The sequence below is a fragment of the Mucilaginibacter sp. OK283 genome (genome assembly GCF_900110415.1).
Classification (GTDB): domain Bacteria; phylum Bacteroidota; class Bacteroidia; order Sphingobacteriales; family Sphingobacteriaceae; genus Mucilaginibacter.
In genome coordinates, this window is record NZ_FODR01000006.1 from 88,242 (window position 1) to 110,935 (window position 22,694).

General features: G+C 44.2%; 21 protein-coding genes. 13 read left to right on the forward strand and 8 right to left on the reverse strand.

Annotated elements, in window-relative coordinates; all coding sequences use genetic code 11:
* Position 1 precedes the first annotated feature (1 nt).
* From BMX56_RS15410 to BMX56_RS15420, 3 genes are all read left to right on the forward strand, one after another.
* Complete coding sequence (locus BMX56_RS15410; protein WP_090649752.1) at positions 2-1,177, forward strand: aldose epimerase family protein; 1,176 nt, start codon at positions 2-4, stop codon at positions 1,175-1,177.
* A gap of 186 nt (positions 1,178-1,363) precedes the next feature.
* Positions 1,364-3,289, forward strand: coding sequence for a gliding motility-associated C-terminal domain-containing protein (locus BMX56_RS15415; protein WP_090649755.1), 1,926 nt, complete (start codon positions 1,364-1,366; stop codon positions 3,287-3,289).
* Between the two features lie 173 nt (positions 3,290-3,462).
* Positions 3,463-3,837 carry a DUF6717 family protein gene (locus BMX56_RS15420; RefSeq protein ID WP_090649758.1) on the forward strand — a complete coding sequence of 125 codons (375 nt, stop codon included), beginning with the start codon at positions 3,463-3,465 and terminating at the stop codon, positions 3,835-3,837.
* 68 nt (positions 3,838-3,905) lie between these two features.
* Here the strand turns inward: BMX56_RS15420 and BMX56_RS15425 are convergent, their stop codons facing one another.
* The gene (locus BMX56_RS15425; RefSeq protein WP_090649760.1) at positions 3,906-4,673 is read right to left on the reverse strand and encodes a DUF4382 domain-containing protein; all 768 of its coding nucleotides are present in this window, start codon (positions 4,671-4,673) and stop codon (positions 3,906-3,908) included.
* Between the two features lie 474 nt (positions 4,674-5,147).
* Between BMX56_RS15425 and BMX56_RS15430 the strand changes: the two genes are divergently transcribed.
* The gene (locus tag BMX56_RS15430; protein ID WP_090649762.1) at positions 5,148-5,591 is read left to right on the forward strand and encodes a KTSC domain-containing protein; all 444 of its coding nucleotides are present in this window, start codon (positions 5,148-5,150) and stop codon (positions 5,589-5,591) included.
* A gap of 74 nt (positions 5,592-5,665) precedes the next feature.
* Here the strand turns inward: BMX56_RS15430 and BMX56_RS15435 are convergent, their stop codons facing one another.
* From BMX56_RS15435 to BMX56_RS15445, 3 genes are read right to left on the reverse strand one after another with little or no spacing between them, the layout of a single operon-like run.
* Positions 5,666-6,253: a nucleotidyltransferase family protein gene (locus BMX56_RS15435; RefSeq protein ID WP_090649764.1), complete on the reverse strand. Its 588-nt coding sequence runs from the start codon at positions 6,251-6,253 to the stop codon at positions 5,666-5,668.
* A gap of 18 nt (positions 6,254-6,271) precedes the next feature.
* Positions 6,272-7,423 carry an XdhC family protein gene (locus tag BMX56_RS15440; RefSeq protein WP_090649766.1) on the reverse strand — a complete coding sequence of 384 codons (1,152 nt, stop codon included), beginning with the start codon at positions 7,421-7,423 and terminating at the stop codon, positions 6,272-6,274.
* A 36-nt stretch (positions 7,424-7,459) separates the two neighbouring features.
* A complete protein-coding gene (locus BMX56_RS15445) occupies positions 7,460-7,897 on the reverse strand; it encodes a hypothetical protein (RefSeq protein ID WP_090649770.1) in 438 nt (145 codons plus the stop codon).
* Positions 7,898-8,097: 200 nt separating this feature from the next.
* Between BMX56_RS15445 and moaA the strand changes: the two genes are divergently transcribed.
* The 5 genes from moaA to BMX56_RS15470 all read left to right on the forward strand — a co-directional run bounded on the left by moaA (position 8,098) and on the right by BMX56_RS15470 (position 13,306).
* Positions 8,098-9,087, forward strand: coding sequence for a GTP 3',8-cyclase MoaA (gene moaA, locus BMX56_RS15450; RefSeq protein ID WP_090649772.1), 990 nt, complete (start codon positions 8,098-8,100; stop codon positions 9,085-9,087).
* Positions 9,088-9,299: 212 nt separating this feature from the next.
* Positions 9,300-10,496: a molybdopterin molybdotransferase MoeA gene (locus BMX56_RS15455; protein WP_090649774.1), complete on the forward strand. Its 1,197-nt coding sequence runs from the start codon at positions 9,300-9,302 to the stop codon at positions 10,494-10,496.
* A 119-nt stretch (positions 10,497-10,615) separates the two neighbouring features.
* Entirely contained in the window at positions 10,616-11,086 is a 471-nt protein-coding gene (gene moaC, locus BMX56_RS15460; protein WP_369829642.1) for a cyclic pyranopterin monophosphate synthase MoaC, read from the forward strand.
* Positions 11,067-12,251: an NTP transferase domain-containing protein gene (locus tag BMX56_RS15465; protein WP_218152430.1), complete on the forward strand. Its 1,185-nt coding sequence runs from the start codon at positions 11,067-11,069 to the stop codon at positions 12,249-12,251. The genes moaC and BMX56_RS15465 overlap by 20 nt, the downstream gene beginning before the upstream one ends.
* Positions 12,251-13,306: a HesA/MoeB/ThiF family protein gene (locus BMX56_RS15470; protein WP_090649779.1), complete on the forward strand. Its 1,056-nt coding sequence runs from the start codon at positions 12,251-12,253 to the stop codon at positions 13,304-13,306. Before BMX56_RS15465 ends, BMX56_RS15470 begins: the two co-directional genes overlap by 1 nt.
* Before the next feature lie 82 nt (positions 13,307-13,388).
* Here BMX56_RS15470 and BMX56_RS15475 read toward each other — a convergent pair whose 3' ends face one another.
* From BMX56_RS15475 to BMX56_RS15485, 3 genes are all read right to left on the reverse strand, one after another.
* Positions 13,389-13,811, reverse strand: a complete 423-nt coding sequence (locus tag BMX56_RS15475) for a molybdenum cofactor biosynthesis protein MoaE (RefSeq protein WP_090649782.1) — start codon at positions 13,809-13,811, stop codon at positions 13,389-13,391.
* Between the two features lie 7 nt (positions 13,812-13,818).
* Complete coding sequence (locus tag BMX56_RS15480) at positions 13,819-14,247, reverse strand: GNAT family N-acetyltransferase (protein WP_090649785.1); 429 nt, start codon at positions 14,245-14,247, stop codon at positions 13,819-13,821.
* Between the two features lie 115 nt (positions 14,248-14,362).
* Positions 14,363-14,605: a MoaD/ThiS family protein gene (locus tag BMX56_RS15485; protein WP_090649787.1), complete on the reverse strand. Its 243-nt coding sequence runs from the start codon at positions 14,603-14,605 to the stop codon at positions 14,363-14,365.
* Between the two features lie 125 nt (positions 14,606-14,730).
* Between BMX56_RS15485 and fdhD the strand changes: the two genes are divergently transcribed.
* From fdhD to BMX56_RS15500, 3 genes are read left to right on the forward strand one after another with little or no spacing between them, the layout of a single operon-like run.
* Positions 14,731-15,600: a formate dehydrogenase accessory sulfurtransferase FdhD gene (gene fdhD, locus BMX56_RS15490; RefSeq protein ID WP_090649790.1), complete on the forward strand. Its 870-nt coding sequence runs from the start codon at positions 14,731-14,733 to the stop codon at positions 15,598-15,600.
* Positions 15,584-15,937, forward strand: a complete 354-nt coding sequence (locus BMX56_RS15495; protein WP_090649792.1) for a DUF7009 family protein — start codon at positions 15,584-15,586, stop codon at positions 15,935-15,937. Before fdhD ends, BMX56_RS15495 begins: the two co-directional genes overlap by 17 nt.
* Complete coding sequence (locus BMX56_RS15500) at positions 15,937-18,255, forward strand: FdhF/YdeP family oxidoreductase (RefSeq protein ID WP_090649795.1); 2,319 nt, start codon at positions 15,937-15,939, stop codon at positions 18,253-18,255. The genes BMX56_RS15495 and BMX56_RS15500 overlap by 1 nt, the downstream gene beginning before the upstream one ends.
* 33 nt (positions 18,256-18,288) lie before the next feature.
* Here the strand turns inward: BMX56_RS15500 and BMX56_RS15505 are convergent, their stop codons facing one another.
* Entirely contained in the window at positions 18,289-19,542 is a 1,254-nt protein-coding gene (locus BMX56_RS15505; protein ID WP_255369855.1) for an arsenic transporter, read from the reverse strand.
* Positions 19,543-19,838: 296 nt separating this feature from the next.
* Here BMX56_RS15505 and BMX56_RS15510 point away from each other — a divergent pair, with 296 nt between their 5' ends.
* Positions 19,839-22,670 (forward strand): TonB-dependent receptor, encoded by a 2,832-nt coding sequence (locus BMX56_RS15510; protein WP_090649801.1) that lies wholly within the window; start codon positions 19,839-19,841, stop codon positions 22,668-22,670.
* Positions 22,671-22,694 lie beyond the last annotated feature (24 nt).

Here is a 22,694-nt window from a genome sequence, read left to right on the forward strand (position 1 = left end):
TATGAATCACTTATTTAAAAATCTATCATTAATTATGGTACCGGCCTGCCTATCTTTGGCAGCTTGTAATCAACCATCAACCCAACAAAAAACCAGTATGACAGATAGCACCAAAACGGATAGCACCAAATCATTCGCTGCTGCATTTGAATCAACCATCAATGGTAAACAAACTCATCTTTACACCCTTAAAAACAAAAATGGCGTTACCGCTACCTTTACCAATTATGGTGGGCGTATAGTAAGCCTTCTGGTACCCGATAAGAATGGTAAACTTACTGATGTAGTTTTAGGTTATGAAAGTGTAGAAGGTTTTGAAAAATCAACTGAACCTTATTATGGCGCTACCATAGGCCGTTTTGGTAACCGGATTGCCAAAGGTCATTTTAAAATTGATGGTAAAGATTATCAATCATCTATCAATAATCCGCCAAATACGTTGCATGGCGGTAAAAACGGATATCAGAGTGTTGTTTGGGATGCCAAACAAATTGATTCGACCACCCTGGAGCTTACCTACCTGTCAAAAGATATGGAAGAAGGTTTCCCAGGCAATCTTACCATAAAGGTGGTTTATAGCCTTACCGACAACAACGAATTTAAATGCGTTTACGAAGCCCAAACCGATAAAACAACCGTGGTAAACCTAACCAACCACGCGTTTTTTAACCTGAACGGCGAAGGGAGTGGCACTATCCTTAATCATTTGGTACAAATTGATGCGGATAATTATACCCCGGTTGATGCCGGTTTAATCCCCACAGGTAAAATTGAGCTGGTAAAAGGTACGCCGTTTGATTTTACCAAACCAGAAACTATTGGCAAACGCATTAATGACGATAATCAGCAGCTGAAAAACGGCAAAGGTTACGATCATAATTTTGTGCTTAACAAACACGATATCACAATCCCGATTGCTACCGTAACCGGTGATAAAAGTGGTATTAAAATGGAAGTTTATACCGAAGAGCCCGGTATGCAGTTTTATAGTGGTAACTTTATGCAGGCCAAAAACGCCATGAAACGCGGTATTAAGGACGAATTTCGTACCTCGTTTGCAATGGAAACCCAGCACTACCCCGATTCGCCAAACCAGCCGCAATTTCCATCAACCGAACTTAAGCCGGGCGAGACTTATAAAACTCAATCGCTGTATAAGTTTTCGGTGATAAAATAAGCTTGCGATTTTTAGATATTTTGAAAAGATCCGGTCATTTGACCGGATCTTTTTTTTGCCCGACTGGGAGGACCGAAAGACGACCTGCCTATTGTTCTTAACTTCAGGGAGCGCCAAACTGGCCTTTCATATCAAATCACATATCTCAAATCTCACATCTAAACTGTATATTTCCACCAGCCAACAATGAACTCTTTATTGTCAACCCAATTATTTAAGCAGCGGTTACCTACAAAGCAGTGTCTTTGGTTGGTTTTGTTGTGCACCTTTCAATTGGTATTTAATACAAAAGGTAATGCACAGTTGGTTACCATCGGTTCGCAACCAACCAGCGGCTGTGTTGGGCAGCCTATTACATTTACAGCAGTGGCCTCAGGTGTGGGCGTATTACCGGTTTACCAATGGCAGGTAAACGGAATTAACGTTGGATTCAATCAAAATAAATTTACCAGTAGTACACTTGTTAATGCTGATGTAGTGCAATGCAGGGTAAGTATCCCTGGGCCTAACGGTACATTTAATATCGCCAACAGCAACGCCCTTACCATGACCATCCTTTCGCCGCCTGTTATTGTGCAGCATGATACCGCTATTTGCCCTGGCAGCACTATGGTACTCCAGGCCGATGTTTCCGGCGCCGCCTATGCCAAATACAAACCGGTCGATTTTTCAAACCAGTTCAATTTCAACATCTCTACCAATACTTTTGGGCACCAGTTTGTTAACTGTCCTACGGGGAATGTCACATTCAATGGTATCCCTTATATCCTTTACCCATGGAGTGATACCTTTACCGGCTGGAATGCAAGCAACGCTACCGGACCCGATCCGCGTAAACTTTTTATTCCCGTTAACGAGGATGGTGCTGTGGCCATCAACCTGCTGGCCAATACCTATTTTGGCATACCCGGCCCGGCGTCGTATGTAAGCGTAAGCTTTTGGGCCAATGGTGCCGAGGTGTACAAAAAAGACCTCATAGGCGACCAGGACATCCGCGACTTTAACGCTGCCCAGTTTACCAACCAAATCAATAACACCAGCACTACAAACGTGTGGTTATCGCCCAACCGGCAAAACCGGCTGGATAATGTGCGCATCCAGATGCCTGCACCAACGCGTATAGACAGCATTGTGGTAAATGATCATGGCGGCAACGGCCAACGCCTGTTCATCATTGGCGCCACCGTTGAGAAAACACCCGTTGCCCTTAAATGGTCAACCGGCGAAACCACCCCATCCATCACTGTAGCCCCAATGCAGCCAACAACTTATACCGTAATGGCTACAAATGGGGTAGCCAGTTGTAGCGGTGGCAGCATCAATGTAAGCTTTACTACGCCGGTAGTGCCGTCAATAAGTATCAGTCAGTTAACCGGCAACGTTTGCCAGGGCAACTCTATCACTTTTGAGGCAGGAGTGCTTAACGGTGGCAGGGAGCCTACGCTTAAATGGCAGGTAAATGGCGCCGACGCCGGTACCAACAGCTTTATATTTACTACCAACAGCCTTATAACCGGCGATATAGTAACCTGCCAGGTAACCCCACACAACCTGTGCCTTACTATACCCACAGCAACAAGCAATGCACTTACAGCAACGCTGTTACCGCAACCTGTAGTTGATGCAGGCCCCAACGTAACCATTCACCAGGGCGATGCCATCCAGTTGAAAGCCACTGCAACCGGCGATATAATGAACACGAAATGGAGCCCTGCCACCGGGCTTGATAACCCAGGCATACTCAACCCCATAGCAACCCCAAATCAAACAACCAAATATACCTTGCTGGTGCAAAACCAAAATACATGTACGGCTACCGACAGCCTGATTATAAAAGTGCTGCCGCTTGATGTAGTGATCCCCAACGCCATCAGCCCTAACCACGATGGTGTAAATGACGTATGGAATATTCAGCACTTAGATCAGTTTGCCACCTGTACTGTAAATATATTTAACCGCTACGGCCAAAAGCTTTTCACATCCACCGGCTACGCCCATCCGTGGGATGGAACCTATAAAAACAGGCGCCTTCCTGCGGGCACCTATTATTACATTATTGATTTGAAGGATGGCAGCGCAGTACGATCGGGGTATGTGGTGCTGGTGTATTGAAGTATAGTATCAAGTATCAAGACTTTGGTGGAGTGTTGGATGTACCAGCCGTTGCGCAATTGTAAGCCAAATACAAGGTAATCACCCAACCTTCTGATTCGTAATATTCCTGATGAGATTGGGGAGTAGAAAAAGGTCGATGAGATTTAAGCTGTAATTACTAACTTTACCTCATGCTTACGTCCTACAAATTCATTAAAGAACCCACCAACCGCTGGTATATTAACCTGCCCGACTGGCAAGGTATGCATGCCGACCTGGAAATGGTTGATGGTGCCGACATCATGCTTGACTATGTTGGCCAGGGTGCCCGCGAAGTAGAACTGCAGCTGGCCGAAGAACCTTTTGAAAACGCAACGCCGCTTCAACTTATTGAAGATTATCGCGATCATGTGGGCGGCGGCATTTACCTGCTTGGCCAATACAACGGCGAAGAGCTTAACCAAAAAATGTGGCTTTGTGGTGTTACCGAATTTGTGTTTGGCAAACTGCCAGAGGTAATTTATTTCAAGAAAGTGGAAACTAACAAGCAATGGCTTAATGCTTAAAACCATATTCAGCAAAAAGCGGCTATCCCAACAGGAACAGCCGCTTTTTTGTTGAACAGTAATTACGCTTACTGGGTAATAGTTACTGTACCCATATCCTTCACCGAACCGTTTACCACGGTTACCCCGGTAACGGTTTTTGTAACATATGGGCTTACCGGTACAAACTGTACGTTGTAAGTGCCTGCTGCCAGGCCCGAAAAGTAGAATTTGCCCGTAGCATCGGCCACAGTACCAACGGTATCGGCGCCGGTTATTGCAAACACTTTAGGGGACGACGCGGCAGGCGATACTACACCGCTTAATGCTCCCGAAACGGCTTGTGGTATTGCCCTTATCACTGGTTTTAGTATGTATTTGCCGTTTCCGGTTAATACGATCGACTGTGCCGCGTCAAAATCTAAACGGAGGGTGTAGGCCACGCCTGCAGTTAAATTGTCGTGTACGTTGAGCTTTACGCCTGATGTTTGTCCGCTGGGCGTGGTCAGGTCGTGAGATACGCCGGCTACAACTACCCGGTTGCCGGAGTCGTTTAAAACCAGCCTTATTTGCTGGATAGTGCCGGCCGGGATGTCCTGTGCAGCCAGCACGGTATCTTTACCCGCCCTAAACCTTAGGATGTCTATCGGGCCGCCGTTTACATCAAGTGTATTTTCCCCTTTATCGGTAACTACAACTACGCTTTTAACATTCAGGATAACGGCATCAAAAGCGCCAGGGGCATCGGTCATCTTCACTGTTACGTGCGATGTGCCGCCTGCACTGTTGTTGCTGTCCTTTTTACAAGAGAACAACGAAAGGCTGAGTGCAGCGGCAAATAAAAGTAACTTTTTCATAATGTATTATTTAGTGTATAAACCAACGTTCAAAACTGGTGCCTTGTAGGGCAATGTGCCGACGAAATGGCAATATGTATCGATGAATAGGGGTGTTAGTTGCAGAATAAGGTCAAAATATGTTACAGCGTAAAGTTTCGGCGATTATTGACCAGTTATCTGCACAATTTTCCCCTCAATGGTCTGGCAATTGTATGCCTTTGTGGCCTGTGTGCAAAAGTTTACATCGATGCTATGGCGCGCAGGTGACCAGTTTTGCCAACAGAAAACCTGCGCTCCATAGCTTTTCTTCAAACCTGGCGGGCAGGGCGTATGTGATTTAATTGTTAAGCCCAAATCAAACTTAAATCATTTCGCGGCCGGGACTATAAATTGTGCTGTAAAAAGTGTACCTTCGCGCCATTATTTTCTTGAAAACAAAGCGTTTAATTATCATGCTTTTAGCTTCAACGACGATAAAATAAAAATAATAGAATGAAAAAAATTGTCGACTACAGGAAGCTTTTAAATGTTACCGAAGCTGCAGAACTACAGGAATTAAAATCAAACTACCGCAATATGATGAAAACCTGGCACCCGGATAAGTTCCAGGACGAAAGCAGGGTTGAAGCGGAAGAAAAAAGCAAGACCATTATTGAAGCTTACCACTTTTTGGTAAGTATAGCGCCCGAAACCCGTGCGCAATCATTAACCGAATATACCGCCACTACCACGCTATCAAACATTGCCGACTTTGAATACAAATCGCAGGTATTAAAAATTGCCTTTTTGGATGGTAACGAATATGAGTACTTTGATGTACCTAAAGCGGTTTATGTAAAACTGATTAATGCTGATTCGCCGGGAAGATTTGCCCGCAGGCATATTTACAACGAATATGTTTACCGCAGCGTGAGCAGGTTGGTAGCTACTGCGTAGTTTTTAGTAGTGAGTAGGGAGTGGTGAGTGAACGTTAAAAAAAACTCACAATTAACCGCTCACCACTCACCATCTCATTCCCGGTTCAATCGTTCAAAATCATCGATTGTATCAATATCAATGGCACCCAGGCCAAACGGTACCGACATAACATCGTCCGGGTAGGCATTGATGATGGTTTTTGCCCCTTCACTGCCTGTTAGCTTCATTAATTTGACGAAATACTTTTTATCAAACAAAGCGGGCACACCCAGTGTGTTTTTATATTCGCAGGCTATTATCCCTGTATCATTCTCGGTTTTGCGTTCGGTTAATTGATAAAGTAGCAGCGGGTCAACAAAGGGCTGATCGCAAAGCATCAGGATTGCCGACGTAATCAGTGGCTCTAAGTACATTAGCTGGGCTATTCCCAGGCGGATTGATGAAGCCATGCCTTCCTGCCAGTCGGGGTTATAAACAATATTAACTTGCTGATCGGATATGTTGGGGCGTATTTCGCCTTCGTTGGCTCCCAATACTACTACAGCGCAATCGCAGCAGGCCGAAGTTAAAGCGGTTTGTATAGCGCGTTGCAATAATGTTTTGCCCTGGTAAACCAGGTTCTGTTTTGGCGATCCGAAGCGGCTTGAAGAGCCGGCAGCAAGTATAATTATCCCCGTCATTCGTTTTCTTCAGTTTTTTTAAGGCATAGATTGATGTACAATTTGCTGCGGTACATGGTTATGGATACTTGTTTTATAACGTAATGATGTTCCTGACCTACCCTTTAGCACCGCCTGCATTTCGGCAATGATGGAGAGGGCAATTTCATCGGCATTTTCAGATCCTATATCCAAACCCGCCGGCCCAAATACGCTTTCCAATTGTTGCGGGGTAGCCGTTATACCTTCACCAGCAAACTCATCCAGCATTCTTTGTAACCGTTTTTTTGGTCCCAGCACCCCGATGTAGGAGGGGCTGAGTGGCAGTAGCTGCTTTAATACGCAGGCATCGTAATTATAGTTGTGTGTCATCAAAATAATTACAGTACGCTCATCTATTTTTACATGTTGTAAAGCGTATTCCGGTTTGGATATGGTGATTTTGCCGGCCAGCGGGAACCGCTCCGGAACAGCGTAGTTGGCGCGTCCATCTACCAGGTGAATTATCCAACCCAGCGCAGCGGCTATCTGTACCAGCGGTATGGTATCATTGCCGGCACCAAATATTACCAGCGATACGGCGGGTTGCATCAGCTCAATAAAGCAGGTAAATTTATCGCCATATAAATAAGTTTTGGTTACCGAATTGCCATTGGCCAAAACGTGTTTGGCATCTTGCAACAGGGCATCCTTAATAGCGTCATCGGGGAATTGGCCGGTTATTTCTTCATCCTTATTTAGTAACAAACAAGTGCCGGGCTGCGGTGCCTGCTTATCGTTCATGGTAAACAGCGTGATGAGCACCACAGGTTCGCGTTTGTTCAAAAATTGTTTAAATAGCTTTATGGGGTTATCCTGCCTATCAGCAAAAATAGGTTCAATCATAATGTGTATAATACCATTGCAGCCCAGGCCAACGCCAAACTTGGCATCATCATCGTCGGTAGTATCATAAGTAACCAGCATGGGTTTGTTTTGGGCCATCACCAGGCGGGCCTTGCGCAGGGCGTCGCCCTCCAGGCAGCCGCCGCTAATGGCGCCGGTAAGTTGCCCGTCTTCGGTAATGAGCATGCGGGCGCCGGCGCGGCGATAGGATGAACCCTCTACGTGTACAACCGTAGCCAGCGCGGTTTGCCTGCCGGCATTATGTGCGGCGTCAAATGCCGTTATTATATCTTTAAGTTCTTTCAATGGGTAGTACGTTTATTTTTTCTTACAATTATTCTGTTACTTCGGGGGCCACAAATCTAACCTGGTTATGTTTTTAATATTGCCACTATTCATGTCCATGTGCCCTTTCCTTTGACTATCAAAGGTTCCGTCCATGATTACGTAATGTTTATTGTAGCTTTTCAAGCTATCTAATCCGGCGCGTGGGACGTCAACCCAAATGCCATTCTTGGTTATCATATTATCAAAATCAACTTTGTGCAGATACAAAACAGAGGATTCAAAATAAAGCGTTAAATATCCTATTACCCTCACTTTTTTTCTGTCATATTTTTCTGGTGAGGCAATTAAATTTATGATAGAAATGGTCTCGGGCTCATCTGAAACGTTTTTGTCTGTTTTTTTTATAAAGTTTTTTTTATCCTTATGTAAATCTTTATTATAAGAAAACGCTAAGCTGCTAATAAGTAAGATTATACATGTTGTAATTTTCATTGGCAATATTAGTAAAGTATGTATAAGTTAATTTAGTAATTGACGAATTGGGATTGTTGAATATCGTTTATATAACAGACAAAAAAGTACATTTAAACCACAATGTTCAAATTTGTAATTTTTATTTTTACATTAACGATCATTAAACTTAAAAACCACAGATTTGTTGATTAAATTGTATACACTGTAAATTTTATAAATTGTTAATAGATAATCACGGCCGAAACATCAATTACCTTCGCTTTGCGGTGACCGACAGGTGCAATCTGCGCTGTTTTTATTGTATGCCAGAGGATGGCCTCAACTGGCTATCCCGTAAGGAACTGATGAGCTACGAGGAAATGCTGCACACCTGTTCCCTGCTGGTAAAAATGGGCATCCAAAAAATCCGCATTACAGGCGGCGAGCCATTTGTACGCAAGGATATTATGACCCTGCTTACCTCTATTTCGCAACTGGATGGATTACAGGATTTGAGTATTACCACAAATGGGGTTTTAACTGCACCTTATGTGCCCGAACTTAAAAAGATAGGTATACGATCTGTAAACCTTAGTTTAGATACGCTGGATGCTAATCGTTTTTTTACCATTACCCGCCGCGATGAATTTGCTAATGTTATGGCCGCTTTGGAGGCTTTGCTGCACCATGATATCGAGGTGAAAATAAATGCCGTGGTAATGGACGGCAAAAACACGCAGGATATTATTCCATTGGTTGAAATGACCAAAGACTTGCCCGTAAGTGTAAGGTTTATCGAGGAAATGCCTTTTAATGGCGACGGGCATATTTATACCGGTTTGCAATGGGATTATGTACGCATCCTGGATGAGATTAAAAATAAATATCCACAGATCCAGAAACTAACCGATGCGGCTTACTCCACATCATATAATTACCAGATACCGGGGCATAAAGGTACAATTGGTATCATAGCAGCCTATTCGCGCACGTTTTGTGGTACCTGTAACCGGATCAGGATTACCCCGCAGGGCGAATTGAAAACCTGTTTATATGACGATGGCGGGCTTAATATTAAGGATTTGATACGCAACGGTGCCAGCGATGATGAATTACGGTCGGTTTTGCTGGATGCTTTTGGCAACCGCGCTGCAGATGGCTGGGAGGCCGAAAAATCGCGCGTGGTACACCCCGGGCTTCACGAATCAATGGCATCTATCGGGGGGTGATGAGCTTAAGGCTGTAAGCTAAAAATAAAAAAACAGACCGTCATTGCGAGGTACGAAGCAATCCACACCTTACAGAGTGGCTTTGCAAATCCGATCTGCATAGTTTGAGATTGCTTCGTACCTCGCAATGACGCGTGGACATGTGTTTCATTTGAAGTATAAGATCAACGAAAACGCTTTAGGCTTTCTGCCTTTAGCTTTTAGCTAAAACTATGACAACTGTTGAACAAGCTGAAAAACTAATACTTGCCCAGGTAAAAGATTATGGTGATGAAACCGTACCCTTTGAACAGGCTTTAGGTAAAGTTTTGGCCGAACCAATAAAGGCTGACCGCGACCTGCCACCCTTTAACCGGGTAACTATGGATGGCATAGCCATTAATTACCAGGCTGTTGAAAACGGCATCTGCACGTTCCATATAAAGGCCACCCAGGCTGCGGGCGATGTGCCTGTTGAAATTACCGATCGCAACGAGTGTATCGAGATTATGACCGGGGCGGTTTTGCCATCGTCGGTCAATACGGTTATCCGTTACGAGGACCTGGAGATGAGGGCGGGGTTAGCCAGTATTAAAGTGGATGGGATTAAGCAAGGGCAAAATATCCATATCCAGGGCGCCGACAAAAAACAGCATGAGGTATTGGCAGCTTCGGGTCAATTGGTTACACCGGCTATCATTAGCCTGGCTGCATCGGTTGGTAAAACTCATTTGCTGGTGAAAAAAATGCCCAAAGTGATCATTATATCATCGGGCGATGAACTGGTAGATGTGCATGAAACACCTTCGCCCTACCAGATTCGTAAATCAAATAGCTACACGGTTAAAGCGGTTTTGCAGCAATATGGCCTGCAGCCGGATATCCTGCATATTCCGGATGATCCTGAAATTACAAAGGCCCAAATTCAACAATGCCTGCTAAATTACGATGTGCTGCTGCTAAGCGGAGGTATTTCTATGGGCAAGTTTGATTATATCCCCCAGGCATTGGAAGATTTGCGGGCAGAGAAAATTTTTCATAAAGTAGCACAGCGCCCCGGTAAGCCGTTTTGGTTTGGCAGGTACCAGGATAAAGCCCTGGTTTTTGCCTTTCCCGGCAACCCTGTAGCCACATTTATGTGCCTGCACCGGTATTTTTTAACCTGGTTAAATGCAACCCTCGGTTTGGCCGAACAATCGCCGGTTTATGCTGTTTTAGCTAAAGATTTTAAGTTTCAGCCCCCTTTACAATACTATTTGCAGGTGAAACTGAACAGTAATTTACAAGGACAATTAATAGCATCGCCTGTAGAAGGAAATGGTTCGGGCGATTTTGCTAACTTAGCAGATACCGAAGCTTTTTTAGAATTACCCATGGAAAGGGTTGATTTTAAGCAGGGGGAGGTGTTTAGGATATGGAAGTTTGTCTGAACCGGAATTTCAGGAATTTATAGAATTTACTGAATTATTTCCGCAATTATAAATTACCGTTTGCAAAGCAATTCTTAAATTCTAAAAATTCGTTTAATTCGAGTTCAGATAAAATTATAATGTTAACCCACATAGATAAACAAGGTAACCCATCAATAGTTGATGTATCTGCAAAACAGGTAACTCATCGTACCGCAACGGCACGTAGCATTGTTGTTTTGCCCGATGAGGTGTTGCAGCACCTGGCAGATGGTGATCTGATCAGCAAAAAAGGTCCTGTTTTCCAAACAGCGATAATTGCAGGCATCATGGCCGCCAAAAAAACCGGCGAGCTGATTCCGCTTTGTCACCCTTTGGGTATGGATAATTGCCAGGTTACAGTTGAAGTAAATGAGCAGCAGGAAATTGTGATTGAATGTACGGCGAGCATTACTGCCAAAACGGGTATCGAGATGGAAGCACTTGTAGGCGCGTCTGTAGCGGCGCTTACCGTTTATGATATGTGCAAGGCCATGAGCCATGATATTGTGATAAAAGAAACCAAACTGATAGCAAAAACAGGAGGTAAACGTGATTTTAAAAGAGCATAACCCCGAAGGCAGGCATAAAAAACACGCCAAACTGGCAAGGCCTTCCACCGGGAATTTTGGAAGAAACGAGTGGGCAATTGTTGGCGGGCCATGTACGGTAATAAAATTACTGGCCGATGATGTAATAGCTGCTTTATCTGCAAGCTATAAATGTGCTTATGCCGATACTGCGCACAATCATGATATTACACAGTTACCAGGCAGATTGGCAAGTGGTGCTATAGTAGATTATACCGACCAGGTAAATTATCAGCAATTTAATTTTCAAAACCTGCTGATGCCTTACCAGCTTAAACAGCAATTTGCCAATGCCGACCTGGTACTGGTGAATGGTAACCACCAGCAGGCAAATGCGCAGGTTGTTATTATCGATATTAATAAAAAGGCATCACTACAAAAACGGGTTGAACAGTTAACCAACGTACAACTGTTTTTATTAGCCGATTACAGCGACGAACCTTTTGATTTTATAAAAGAGGCTATCCCAAACTGGCAACAGATCCCCATTTATAAATTAGCAGACAGGGAAAGGATCATAGCTTTTTTTGAAACCAATTTGCAACAGGTAAGGCCTGTACTAAACGGATTGGTGTTGGCCGGCGGACAAAGCCTGCGTATGGGTTTTGATAAAGGGAACGTAAACTGGCATGGCAAAGCCCAGCGCTACCACATGGCCGATATGTTAAAGCCTTTCTGCAACGAAGTTTTTATATCCTGCAGGTCCGGTCAGCAAGGTGAAATAGATAAGCAATACCCATCGCTGGAAGACACCTTTACGGGGCTTGGCCCTTTTGGGGCGATATTATCGGCATTTCGGGAAAAACCGGATAGCGCCTGGCTGGTTATCGCCTGCGATCTGCCTTTGATGGATGAGGGTACCTTGCGTAATTTGGTAGCCTGGCGTAACAGTTCTTCTGTCGCTACAGCCTACCACAGCCCGGTAACAGATTTTCCTGAACCGCTTATTGCCATTTGGGAGCCGAAAAGTTATCCTGTGTTATTGTCCTATTTGGCGCAAGGATATTCTTGCCCGCGTAAGGTGCTCATCAATACCGATATTACACTATTAAACCCGCCGGAACCGGAGGCGTTAACCAATGTGAACACACCGGATGAACTGGAAAAAATAAAACGGGTTATACACCAAAAAACAGCCACAAGCTAATGGATACCGATGATCTGAGATATAGCTGCCAAATTGCCCTGCCTGGTTTCAGCGAAGCCATACAGCAGCTATTGCAGCAGGCAAAAGTACTGATAGTAGGAGCGGGAGGGTTGGGTTGCCCCGCAGCACAGTACCTTACATCAACAGGAGTTGGTACAATAGGCATCGCCGATTTTGACGTGGTATCTGTAAGTAACCTGCACCGCCAGGTTTTGTATACGCCTGAGGATATTGGAAAGGAAAAAACCACGCTTGCCTGCCAGCGTTTGCAAAAACAAAATCCGGGTATAAAACTGGTACCTCACAGGGATAAGATAACTTCGGCCAATGTTTTAGATATAGTAAACCGGTACGATATTGTAGTTGATGGCACCGACAACTTTGAAACCCGTTATTTATTAAATGATGCCTGTGTTTTAAGTGGGAAACCTTTGGTTTACGGTGCCATTTACCAGTTTGAAGGCCAGGTAGCTGTATGGAACGTACTTAATAAGGATGGGCAAAGGTCGCCTAATTACCGCGATCTTTTCCCCGAGGTGGATGCCACCCAGATCCCTAATTGTACAGAAGGTGGTGTGATCCCTACGTTGGCAGGTATTATTGGCAGTATGCAGGCCAACGAGGTAATTAAATACATCACCAAAACCGGCGAACTGCTTGCCGGTAAAGTATTGATCTTTGATGCTCAAAGCATGCAGAGCCGCATCATTAAAATTGGCTTGATCACCAAAACACATATCAGGCATTTGGCTGCTACAATTACTTTTTCAACCATATCTGCAGAAGAACTTAAAAGGCGCATGCAGGAAGATGATACTATCGAACTGATTGACGTACGTACAATTCAGGAGCGTGATGCCTATGATATTGGCGGTACGCATATTCCTTTAGACGAGCTGGAAGAGGATATGCCATACTTCACCAGTACCAATACTAAAGTGTTGTACTGCTCAACCGGCAAAAGAAGCGCCGAAGCGGTAAAGCTGATCCTGAAAAGAATTCCCGAGGCTGATGTGTTATCGCTGGAAGGTGGGTTGAGTTTATATACAGAATAGGCTGATGATATGTTTCCTGTGGGTAAAATACTGTCCGTTTACTTATAAAATCCGAAATAGTAAATCCCAAATCCGAAATTAATCAAGGATGTGCTGCCACCCATACCTCGCCATCTTCAAAAGCCTCCTTTTTCCAGATGGGTACTGTTTGTTTAAGGGTATCTATGATGTAGCGGCAGGCCTCAAATGCCGCATCCCGGTGGGCGGCAGATACAGCTATGATCACCGGTATTTCGCCAATTTGTAACTCGCCTGTACGGTGGTGGATTAATACTTTCTGTACCGGCCATTTGTCAAAAACTTTGTTGGCTATCTTTTCCATTTCGCTTATCGCCATAGGTGCATAAGCTTCAAAATCGAGTTTTAAAACCGCTTTGCCTTTGGTGGCATTGCGTACTGTACCAATAAATACATCTATCCCGCCAGATTCCGGCGACATTACCCAGTCAATACAGGATTGCGCATTCAGGCTTTCCGCAGAAAGTAATACTTGTATATTGTTCATGGATTGCTTAATCAATTAACGATTTCATCAAATACTTTGGCGACTCATGGTAACCCTGGCGCTCATAAAAACGATGCGCACCAACCCGGCGCGAATGGCAATGCACCTCTATCCGGTCGCATTTTTTTTCGGTAGCCAAATTGGTAAAATATTCCTCCAATAATTTTCCAACTCCTTTGCTGCGGGCATTCTCGTCCACGGCAAAACAACTTATCCTTGCAAAACTGCCTTTAACTACCAATTGTGTTAAAAAATCAAAAGCAATAAAGCCTGCAACCTGCCCATCCAATTCATAAACCAAAACTTCCGATTGTGGCTGGCCAAGCATTTGTTCCAGGTTTTTAGCTAAAAAAGCTTCCGTGCCTGGATAGCCCAATTGATTTAGCAAGTTTGATATAGCAGACTGATCGGCTAAAGTGGCTCTTCTGATACTCATTTTTTTATGATAAAAGACTGAAGGAATATGAATTGAAAGAACAAGCAAACAGGAAATAAATCCTTGCTCCTTTGTCCAAAAGTCCTTTGTCCGAAAGTCTCCAAGTCCCCAAAAACTATCCCCCGCTTACCGGCGGAATAATGGCTATTTCGTCGCGTTCGTGGATGGTATCGCCGGGTAAAGCATATTCGTTATTTACCGCAACCATATACGATGCCAATTGCTTTAAGCGTGGATATTGCTGCTCAAGTACATACTTTAAATTGTAAATGGTAGCGTCATTTGTTAATTCCAAACTTACCAGCGAACTTCCGAATATCTCCTTTGTTACACCAAATGCCAGCACATTGATCTTCATCCCTCAAAATTAGGGCAAAATGAGATATAATATACCATAGAATTTTAAATAATTGATATTCAAAAACTCACCCTTTAGCCAAGCGGCTGACTAAACAACTTGTGTGCTAAATTGTATATTTACATATGGCCGTCAAATCCACACATCAAATACCTGTTGTTAAAGTTACAGCTGCAACCAACATCCGGGCAACCGATGCGCTTGCTGTTGAAGAACCTTTAGAGATAAGGCTGGAGTACGGAAAAGAAGGGCAGCGGCAGGTACAGAATATTTCGGTTACTATGCGTACGCCGGGGCACGATGCCGAACTTGCAAACGGTTTTTTATTTACAGAAGGTATTATAAAAGATGCGGATGATATTACATCAACCGCTCATTGCTTTATTGCCTGTGCCGAAAATAAGGAGAATGTGATCCAGGTTACCTTAAATCCCGGTGTTGTACCACTCCTGCAAAATAGCGGGCGTAATTTTTATACCACATCAAGCTGCGGGGTATGCGGCAAAGGCTCTATAGACGCCATTCGCACGGTGAGTAATTTTACCGGCCTGGTGGCAGATCATGATGCCGTGGCTGCGGAGATTTTATACCGGCTACCCTTTATTTTACAAAGGAACCAGCGCGTATTTGCTGATACCGGCGGTTTGCATGCATCGGCTTTATTCACCACGCAAGGCGAATTATTATTGTTGCGGGAGGACGTAGGCAGGCACAATGCGGTTGACAAATTGATAGGGGCGGCCCTTGGTTATGGCTGGCTCCCCCTGCAGCAAACCATATTGCTTTTAAGCGGCAGGGCAAGTTTTGAGCTGGTACAAAAGGCGGTTATGGCCGGCATTAATATTATTGCGGCTGTAGGCGCTCCGTCAAGCCTGGCCGTACAATTAGCCGAAGAATTTAACATTACCCTGATAGGTTTCCTGCGCGATGAGCGTTTTAATATTTACACCGCGGCACACCGCGTATTGATACCAAATTATGAAAATACGTATTAAAGGCAATTCATTAAGATACAGGCTTACCAAAAGCGATGTAGCGCAACTGGCGGAGGAAGGCCATATGCAGGAAGAAGTTGACTTTGGTGGCCAGCAGCTATACTATGCCATTAAAGCGGTTGAGGATGATCACCTGTCGTCGATATTCAGGGAAAATACCATTATCCTGTTTGTACCGAATGATGTGATCAAAGAGCTTGCGGAAACTGATAAGGTTGGTTTTGAAGGCAAACATGGCAGCCTGCACTTATTGGTAGAAAAAGATTTTACCTGCCTGGATAATGTAGCCGAAGATCAGAGCGACAACTACCCCAATCCTTTAGCCGATAAAAAGTGATGAGTAAAGATGCTAAAGAACAGCCGTCGGCAGAAAACCCTGAAGAACTGCTCAACCTGAAAATCAGTAAGCCAAAAGTATGGGCAGCCGGCATCCCCGCGGTAACTGTTGCTTTGGTTGATATTTTGCAGGAGTCGGGCTTTGTGCGCGGCATGGAAGGCCTGTTTAAAATGAACAAAAAGGATGGCTTTGACTGCTCCGGCTGTGCCTGGCCCGATCCGGATGATGACCGGTCGCCCATTGCCGAGTATTGCGAGAACGGGGCAAAAGCCCTTGCAGAGGAAGCTACTACCAAAAAACTCACAGCCGAATTCTTCGCGCAAAATGCCGTTGCCGACCTGGCTAAACTGAATGATTACGAGATAGGTAAAAAAGGGAGGATTGCCCAACCCATGTACCTGCCAAAAGATGCAACACATTATCAACCCATTAGCTGGGACGAGGCTTTTAAAAAGATAGCCGGTAAACTCAATAGCCTTGCCTCACCAAATGAAGCCGCGTTTTATACCTCTGGCCGCACCAGTAACGAGGCTTCTTTTACTTACCAGTTATTTGTAAGGGAGTATGGTACCAATAACCTGCCCGATTGCTCAAACATGTGCCATGAATCAACCGGTGTTGGTTTGGCCGAGTCGATTGGTATAGGCAAGGGCACAGTTACCCTTAATGATTTTTATGATACAGATGTTATCATCATCATAGGCCAAAACCCGGGCACCAACCACCCGAGGATGCTTACCGCATTGGAAAAGGCCAAAAAGAACGGATCCCAAATAATTGCAGTAAACCCCTTGCATGAGGCCGGGCTGATGGGATTTAAAAACCCGCAAACCGTAAAAGGTTTCCTGGGAATGACCACCCACCTGGCCGACTTGTACCTGCAGGTAAAGATCAATGGCGATATGGCACTGCTGAAAGCCATAGAAAAGCTGTTGTACAAGGCCGAACTGGAAAACCCAGGTAAGGTGTTTGATCAGGAATTTATAAAAAACAGCACTAAAGGTTATGAAGCATTCCTGGATCACCTCGATCAATTTGATATAAACCATTTGGCCGATGAGGCTGGCATCCCCCTGGTCCAGATTCAGCAGGCGGCCGACATGCTGAAGAACAAAAGCCGCATTATTATTTGCTGGGCAATGGGCGTTACACAGCATAAAAACGGGGTTGATACCGTAAAGGAGATAGTTAATCTTGCTATCCTGAAAGGCGCCATAGGTAAGCCAGGCGCCGGCTTATGCCCGGTACGCGGGCATAGCAATGTACAGGGGAACCGCACCATGATGATATTTGATAAACCGCAGCCCCGGCAACTGGATAGGCTTAAAGAGGTTTTTGGCTTTGAGCCTCCGCGCAGGCATGGTTATGATGTGGTTGAAACCATACAAGCCATGCACGGGGGGAAGCTTAAAGTCTTTTTTGCCATGGGAGGTAACTTTCTGTCGGCTACGCCGGATACCACTTACACGGCTGAGGCTATGCGCAGGCTGGAAATGTCGGTACATGTATCAACCAAGCTTAACCGCAGCCATTTGGTACATGGCGATGAGGCGTTGATATTGCCAACCCTGTCTAGAAGTGATAAGGACATGGTTGGGGGTGAAGCCCAGTTTATTAGCTGCGAAAATTCCATGGGTGTGGTCCAGACGTCAAAAGGTATGCTTAAGCCCATTTCCAAAGATCTGCTGAACGAGAACCAGATTGTTTGCCGCCTGGCCAAAGCCACGTTAGGCAGCCGCTCGGTAGTCCACTGGGATACCTATGCAAATAGCTATGATGCTGTGCGCGATGTAATTGCCAAAGTGATTCCCGGTTTTGAGGACTATAACCAAAAAGTGCGCCTCCCCGGAGGGTTTTACCTGCCCAATGGTCCACGCGCGGGTAAGTTTAAAAGTGTGCAGTATGGTGATAAGATCGGTTTTAATATTGCCGGTTTGCCCAATCACCAAATGGCCGCAGGGGAATACCGGATGGCCACCATCCGCAGCCATGACCAGTTTAATACCACCATTTACGGACTGAACGACCGTTACCGCGGTATCCACAACGAGCGCCGGGTGATATTCATGAACGAGAGGGACATTGCCAAAGCCGGTTTCAAAGAAGGGGAGCACGTAGACCTGTACAATAACTTTGGCGGGGTTGAGCGCGTGGCCCGCCTGTTTGTGGTGGTTTCGTACAACATCCCCGAAGGCAACACCGCAACCTATTACCCCGAAGCCAATGTGCTGATCCCGATTGATAGTGTGGCCGAAAAAAGCAATACGCCAACCTCAAAACTGGTTTTTATCAGTGTAAAAAAACATGAGGTGAAGTGATATTTCACAGTAATAATTTTACAGCCGTTGTAACTATATCCACAAAGCCCCTAATGCAAACAGCAACGAAACCGTCATAACCAACGCCCCCAGCTTTAAAAACGTCCAAAAGCTTACATCCAGTCCTTCGCGGCGTAGCGCAACCAGCCACAGGATAGTTGCCAATGAGCCCGTTACCGATAGATTTGGCCCAAGGTCGATGCCGATAAGTACCGAACTTTTGATAATTTCGGGTACATTGCCCTGTACAACGTTGCCGGCTATTAACCCGGCAGGCAGGTTGTTCATCAGGTTACAGGCAAAGGCGGTAATGATGCCGCTACCCCAGGCGGCCGCATTTACTGAATGTGCGGCATTTTCATGAAGCAGGGTTGTTAAACGCTCTATAATACCGGTTTTGCCCAGCGCCTCTACAATAATAAATAACCCGGCAACCAGGGGCAGCACCGCCCAGGAAACTCCTTTTACCACCATCCACGGATTTTTTTTAGCCCTGAAAATTACAATGGCCGATGTTAAAATTCCTGTTATGGCAGTTGGCAGGCCCAATTGAATATCAAGTGCTGATGCAATCAGTAAAATAATGGCTGTAGCACCTATACCAATGATGGCTGTTTTGCCACCCTGGGCCAAAACCGGGATAGTGATATCTGTTTCAATTTTTGCTTTTAAAGCCTCGCGCTGTGTTAAGCGCAACATGATATAAGTAACCGTTATAGCAAAAAAAGAAGGCAAAGTATATTGCGCCAGCCAATGTAATAGCGGTGGCATATGGCTTCCATAAATTACCAGGTTGGCCGGGTTTGATATGGGCAATACAAATGAGGCGGCATTGGCTATAAACGCGCAAATAAACAGGTAGGGTAGGGGCTTATCAACCTTAGCAGCCCTTACAGCGGCTGCCACAGCGGGGGTAAGTACAACAGCAGTGGCATCGTTTGATAAAAATATGGTAACCACCACGCCAACAAGGTATATGAGCAGGAAAAGCCTGCTTGCCGACCCTTGAGCCATCCGCGTGGCGTGAGCCGCCAGCCAGTCAAACAGTTTTTCTTCGCGGGCGGTTTCGGCAAGCAGCATCATGCCGGTTAAAAACAGGTATACATCAGTGCCTTTGCCAATGCCCGTTAAGCCATCGTCAGGTAATATCAGTTTAAAAATAACCAGCAAAACAGCCCCTGCTACGGCCCAAACTACCTCAGGTATTTTAAACGGCCTTATAATGACGCCCGTTACGGCAAAAAAAGAAATTATCCAGATGTAAGTATGCCCCATATAATTATTCAAAGATGTTGAATTAATTGATTATGGATATACAATTGCATTTATTTTGATGGATTTTGCTATAAGCCATTTTGATATTCCCCGGAATTTTGTCATCATTTCCCCGAAAAATATATTCAGTTGATGTTAAATTACTTCAGAAGTGTGTTTACTTATTGTTAGGTAAAAGTGTGTTTTTAATGAAGAAGTTAGGTCATTGTTAACTTATGGAAACCATTGAGTTAATTAATAGATAATAGACTTAAAATTCAAAATTGCTACAGATTTGATGGGGTTTCTTTGCTGAAAATATCGTGTTAATGAAACAGATTTATTCAGCATTGATCTTCATGTTTTTCGTCTCAGGTTCTTATGCTTCTACCATATCGGGCTCTGTTTTTGATAAAAATGTTAACGAACAACTTGTTGGCGCAACATTGGTACTACAACCCGGTCCGGTTAAAACAGTTTCGATGCTTAATGGAAAATATGCATTGAGTAATTTAAAAGCGGGTACTTACAGATTAAAGGTTTCATACATTGGTTATGTATCAATTGATACTACTATAACACTTGCCGACAATCAAAATTTAAAACTAAACTTCGCCCTTGTTTCAAATACTTCCAGCTTAAATGGCGTAACCATATCCGCAAAGGGCAATAAAGAATCGGACAGGTATGCCAAAAGGGCTGAGCAACGGGCCGATAACCTGGTTAACATAGTTTCGGCCAATTCTATTGCCATATCACCCGATATTACTGTTGCCAACGTGCTGGCACGTGTTTCCGGTGTTTCTATCGAGCGGGGAAATACAGGAGACGGGCAGTATGCCATTATCAGGGGGATGGATAAGCGTTATAATACAACGTTGATAAACGGGGTGAAAATTCCGAGCCCGGATAACAAGAACCGGTATGTACCATTAGATATATTCCCCGCAGATTTGGTTGAACGGATTGAGATTTCAAAATCATTAACTCCCGATATGGAAGGCGATGCCTCCGGAGGTGTTATCAACATGGTGATGAAAACAGCGCCGGACGAATTCAGGTTAGAGGGAAATGTTGGCGCAGGTTATAGTCAGCTATTTTCAAAACGACCATTTGACAGTTTCAACACATCATCAATAAATAAACAATCGCCAGCCGAAATTTTGGGAAATGGTGTTTATGCGCCGGTTTCTTCTTTCCCTTACAATAACCTGGTAACAGGTACAAAAAAGACCCCTATCAACAGCAATTTTAGCCTAACGATAGGCGATAGATTTTTAAATAAAAAACTCGGTGTAATATTTTCAGGTACTTACCAAAATACCTATGCGGGCAACAATACATCGGTATTGGTTCAAAATGCAACATTAGGGCCGGCGGCGGGCCCCAATGCCACGATGACACAGGTTTTCCCCGATTACCAAACCCGTAAATACTCCTCGTTAACCAATAGGCTTGGCTTGATCTCGACAATCGACTATAAATTTAATGCAGATAATACGGTAAGCCTTTTTGGTACTTACCTGCAACTAAACGAAGACCGGGTACGGTTAACCAACGATATTCTTTTGGGCAACTATTCTTATAACGGTTATATAGGCGGTTTTCAAAACAACAACCAAACCCAAACCAGGCAAAATTTACAAAGCATTTACAGCCTGATATTGCACGGTAATAGTAAACTCGCTTCATTTTTCACTACAGATTGGTCGTTAGTTTATTCGCAGGCCAAACAACAATTGCCAGATTATGCAGCGTTCAATACATCGCAGCAAATTAGCCCTAATGCCTCGGGTACAGCCACCTCACTCTCATACGGGCCTGTCTCTGTAGAAAAAGAAACACGTGAATGGACCCGCAATACAGACAGGGATATATCGGGTTATTTGAATTTGCATTATAGCACCAAAATAAACAATCATACTACACAAATTGGATTTGGTGGTATGGCAAGGCACAAAAACAGGGATAACTACGATAATCAATATAAGCTGAGCCCGGTTCCGGATGCCGATTCAACTTACCAGAAATACGTTTCTATCCCCGCTTCGCAATTTAAATTTATACCCAATACCGATGCTTTAGGCACGGCATTTAGTAATCCTGGTGTTTATACTTTTCAGGAAAACATTCAGGCAGGGTATGTGCAAGCAAAGTATTTTATAAATGACCGTTTTGACGTTCTATTTGGGTTACGGGCCGAGCATACATCACAATCATATGATTCATCATTACCGGCAACTATAGCAGGTAAATCGGCATCTATAACTTATACCGATTATTTGCCAAGCGTGAACACTAAGTATGCGTTAAGTAATAACCAGGCTTTAAGGTTATCTTATTTTAAATCGGTTTTACGCCCCGCATATTCAGACCTGGTCCCATACCAGGATAATACCGGCTTTGCTACAGATAATTTCCCGATACAAGGCAACCCGCATTTGCAACACTCGGTTATCGATAATTTCGATTTCAGGTACGAGGTTTTTCCGAACGGTTTAGATCAGTTTATGGTGGGCGCATTTTATAAAACAATTACCAACCCTATTGAATACGCCCTGGTGCAAACAGACTTTTCGGCCAACCTTACGTTAAGCCCATATAATTTTGGAACAGCCCATAATTATGGCCTGGAGGCTGTTTTTCGTAAATTCTTCGGCAATGTTGGCGTATCAGGTAACTATACTTATACCCATTCGGTTATCAATTCTACCAAGAAATTTACTTACGTAGATCCAGCTGATAACAGTTTCCATAATATTGAGGTAAACCAATCGCGTCCGTTACAGGGACAATCGGCACATGTCGGTAATTTTTCATTACTGTATAAAGATGGTAAGCACAAATTAGATGCGCAGCTTGCCGCGGTTTACACGGGCGAAAGAATAAATACCCTGTCATTATATAAAGATCTTGACAACTGGGAAAGGCCAACTATCAACCTCGATTTTTCTGCCCAGAAGGAGTTTAGCGAGCATTACATTGTATATGTAAAAGTTAACAACCTGCTAAACACGCCCTATAAATTAATAATAAAACAATCAAACAAAGCTTATAGCGGTAATAATAAGCTGCCTATACAGGATAGCCCTAATTACGCAACTGTAGAAAACGACAAGTTTTACGCCAGGTTCCTGGTTGGTTTCCGGTTTAAATTTTAACAATAAATTACTATAACCCATTTA